At 32.9% G+C, this 3405-nt stretch carries 3 protein-coding genes; all 3 read left to right on the top strand.

The genetic code is table 11. The features are described 5' to 3' along the window. Positions 1-593: 593 nt before the first annotated feature. The 3 genes from msrP (at position 594) to F6K13_RS24615 (ending at position 2792) form a co-directional block, all read left to right on the top strand. On the top strand, positions 594-1580 hold the full coding sequence (msrP, locus tag F6K13_RS24625; RefSeq protein WP_124143930.1) for a protein-methionine-sulfoxide reductase catalytic subunit MsrP: 987 nt from the start codon (positions 594-596) through the stop codon (positions 1578-1580). 429 nt (positions 1581-2009) lie between these two features. Next, complete coding sequence (locus F6K13_RS24620; RefSeq protein WP_124143929.1) at positions 2010-2204, top strand: heavy-metal-associated domain-containing protein; 195 nt, start codon at positions 2010-2012, stop codon at positions 2202-2204. Between the two features lie 129 nt (positions 2205-2333). Next, positions 2334-2792: a hypothetical protein gene (locus F6K13_RS24615; RefSeq protein WP_124143928.1), complete on the top strand. Its 459-nt coding sequence runs from the start codon at positions 2334-2336 to the stop codon at positions 2790-2792. Positions 2793-3405 lie beyond the last annotated feature (613 nt).

Below are 3405 nucleotides of genomic sequence, written 5' to 3'. Positions count from 1 at the left end.
TTTTCAAATTCCCAGATATTTTCTACATAAACAAAACAGAAGTGCTTTAAACATTAAGCCATCAGTTATTAGCTATCAGCCATTAATTTTGGGGAAAATAAAAGCAATTGAGAAATTGAGAAAAAATAAAAGCTATTGCCAAAGTCCCCGGACTAAATTTTAGAAGTAATTATTCATTATTAATTACTTTTAACGTAGTTCCTCCACAGATTTTTAAGTCTAAAAATATAGTGTTTACTGAGTTACCAAATTATTAATTATTAAATAATTATGGTTTAAAGCCTCCCCTTTTAAGGGAAAAAAAAGAAATAATATCTCCTTATATTCAATCAAGAAAGGTTTTAACCAGAGGTAATTATCAATTATCAATTATCCATTAATGAAAGTTGTTTTTATTCTTTTCTATTCTGTACAGAGGTTGCATGCAATGTCTCTACCTATTCCCTACTCCCTAAAACAAAAGATTTTTGGTCAAACTTCTTATGGCGAAGTCTGCAAATTAAATAAACCTGCTATATATTATAAACTAGGGATGAAAAAATCATCAATCTTTAGTATTAAAGTTAAAACCTCATAATAACTAACAATTAACCATGCCTCTAATCCGAATCAAAAAGTCTTGGGAAATTCCTGAAACAAAAATAACTCCAGAAACTACTTATTTAAACCGTCGTCGGTTTATGAAAAGTCTAATCGGTGTTGGTTTAAGTGCTACTGCATTATCTACTCTTACCAGTTGTGGACGAAACTCCAAAACATCTTTAACTTCAGAAGCAGTAACATTACCAATGACTGGTAAATTCACAATTAATCCTAACTTTTCTGAAGTTGACCGACCTATAACAGACGAAGCTCTTGCCACAAAATATAATAATTTCTATGAATTTGGTGGTAATAAATCTATTTGGCAAGCTGCTCAAGCTTTACCCACTGAAAATTGGAAAGTTGAAGTTAAAGGATTAGTAAAAAATCCTCGTATTTATGACATAGATGAACTACAAAAAAAGTTTCCTCTAGAAGAAAGAATATATCGATTTCGGTGTGTTGAAGCATGGGCAATGGTAATACCTTGGTTAGGTTTTCCCATGAAATTATTAATGGCAGATGTGGAACCAACATCAAAAGCTAAATATGTTCGTTTTACCTCTTTTTACGATGCAGAAATTACTAAAGGTCCTGGTTTTTGGGCTAATGGTTATCCCTGGCCTTATACAGAAGGTTTAAGAATAGATGAAATGGCTAATGAATTAGCTTTTTTTGCAGTAGGAATGTATGGTAAATCATTACCTAAACAGAATGGAGCGCCATTAAGGCAAGTTATTCCTTGGAAGTATGGTTTTAAAGGCGCAAAATCAATTGTAAAAATTGAATTTATAGAGTCAAGACCAGCAACATTTTGGAATACTTTGGTACCAAATGAATATGCTTTTGAAGCAAATGTTAATCCTAATGTGCCTCACCCTCGATGGTCACAAGCAACTGAAAAAGTATTAAGTGAAGGTGCGAGTTGGTCTTGGGAAAAAATCCCAACTTTACCTTATAACGGTTATGGAGAATATGTTGCTAGTCTTTATAGTTAATAGCAGAATTTTTTGTAGGGGAAAAGATGAAAGTTTAGTTGAGAAAAATATAGTTTTATCCCTCATCTAAAATTTGGCATATCTATAGCAGGGAATAGGGAATAGGGAATAGAAAAGAAGAAAAAAAACTGTACCTCAGTAACTTGAGAAACGCCATAGCTGAATTTTTTGTAGGAGAAAAGATGAAAACATAGTTGATAAAAATATAATTTTATTGTTCATCTGAAATCTGGAAGCTCTATAGCAAGGAACGAGTTGGTTAGAACATAGATTGATTATGAATTTGAGAGAGAGAAAAGCTTTTCCCACTGTTCCCTGTTCCCTGTTCCCTGTTCCCTGTTCCCTGTTCCCTACTGTAGGGGTACTTAATTCTCTATCGAAATGCTATATACTTATTAAAAATTTGTAACAACCTAACTAATTTTTAATATGGCAATACAACTAAAAGTACCATCTATTGCTTGTGGTGGATGTGCAGATACTATTACGAAAGCAATCAAAGCTCAGGAATCGGAAGCTGATGTCCAAGTGGATGTGGAGCAAAAAATTGTGACTGTGGAAACCAAAGCATCTGAGGAGTCCATTAAGCAAGCGATCGTTGATGCTGGCCATACAGTTGAATAGAATAAATTTTGCTATAACTAAGCTGGTAACCTGGGGGACTTTCTTTGGACAGACTCCCAGGATTTTTTATAGCAGAAGGAAGAACAAAGAAGGAAAAGTCTTGCGTTGTCTGAGTTTTAAGCTTTTTATTTGACAAGTGAGAGTCATCCAGAAGTAATTGCTGCTTTGCTATTTGGGTTTAAAAGTGAGTCTATTCTGTTTGATTCTCTTTGGCATAGTATTTATGTAAATGAAGAAGATGATGAATATAAAGAGTTTAGTCAAGATGACTATGAGTCTGATTTAGATGAAGATGACCAAGATGAAACTGATGAAGAAATATCCAATGATATAAACATCAAAAAAAAGCAATCATTATCTTGGTTGAATCAGCAATGTTCATCCATAAATATCCAAAAAATAGTTGCACAAATAGCACAAAAATATATTCAGACAAAAACCAGTAATTTAGAAAAAAATGACGTTATTAAATATCCTTTTTATCATGAGATATTTGAGCTACTTTCACAACTGCGTAGTCATCCAAACCAACGTTTTTATCGATTACTGGTAAAGTTGTTTATATTCTTGATACTAAATATAAGTTAGATGACAAACCATCTACAATTGATATTAATCAAGTAGTAGCTTATGCAACTTATAAAAACTGTTATTCAGCAGTCTTGGTTTATCCTCACAAATTAATTCATCCCATAAATCAATTTGTTCTTAAAAGTAAAGTGTGCTTGGGTACTCTCATATTTTCTCTTGATGAAAGCTTAGAAAAAGCAGGTCATTTCAGTTATCAGTTATCATTTATCATTTATCAGTACCTCTAGTTAAAGTCAGAGACTTGAAATATTGAACTTGATTTTTTTTCATCCCCTTGAAAGGGGAGGCTATTGACCTTATTTTTTGGTCAAAAATTTTTAGATAAATTATTAGAATTTTCTGATGAATAATATCATTTCCAGTTGAATACTTATAAATAACAACGGAGTAGTCAGGAGTGAAGAGGGAAGAAGAAATAATACCATTTCTCAAAAACTTTTCTACATTTTATTGAGTAGTAGAGTAGGGGAGTAGGGAAGTGAGGGAGAAGTAAACATAAGAATAATTAACATTAACTGGACTGCTAATTAGGGTTTGCTGAAAAAGTCTTTTAGTAGGGGTAGGAGACAGGAGACAGGAGACAACCCACCCCTAACCCCTCCCAGGAGGG

This window comes from Okeania sp. SIO2B9 (genome assembly GCF_010672505.1).
In the GTDB taxonomy this organism is placed as follows: Bacteria; Cyanobacteriota; Cyanobacteriia; order Cyanobacteriales; family Microcoleaceae; genus Okeania; species Okeania hirsuta.
This window is presented reverse-complemented; position numbering and strand designations above follow the sequence as displayed.

Bases quoted from the DNA above. Each gene is read 5' to 3' on its own strand.
- F6K13_RS24620 (WP_124143929.1), top strand. From the start codon at position 2,010: ATGGCAATACAACTAAAAGTACCATCTATTGCTTGTGGTGGATGTGCA.
- msrP (WP_124143930.1), top strand. From the start codon at position 594: ATGCCTCTAATCCGAATCAAAAAGTCTTGGGAAATTCCTGAAACAAAA.